Source organism: Alteromonas sp. ABH4_456 (genome assembly GCF_056160645.1).
This window is the reverse complement of sequence record NZ_JBSWXO010000060.1, coordinates 1-258: the sequence shown is the minus strand read 5'-3', so window position 1 is coordinate 258 and position 258 is coordinate 1. Positions and strand designations below refer to the sequence as shown.

Here is a 258-nt window from a genome sequence, read left to right as displayed (position 1 = left end):
CAAAATAGATACGATAATCGCCGGTGTCATCATGGTCGTTGGAGTAAGCGATAGCTCCATCCTGCACAACAACGGTGTAGTTTCCTGACTCAGCGAGTTCCAGGCGATCAAAGCGGACAACGCCATGGGCAGCTTTACTGTTCACGAAGACACCGGAAGGGCTGTAAATCTGTATGAAAGGAGCAAAGTCAGTACCAGATTCGTCGGTAATGTGCAGTGTGACTTCTTCACCGGCACTACCTTCAAACTGCCAGGTAT

1 protein-coding gene is annotated in these 258 nt (G+C 49.2%); it reads right to left on the bottom strand.

Annotation, left to right across the window (positions count from 1 at the left end; all coding sequences use genetic code 11):
• A partial coding sequence (locus ACXAG2_RS20940; RefSeq protein ID WP_474870272.1) for a hypothetical protein occupies positions 1–258 on the bottom strand: 258 nt, incomplete at both ends.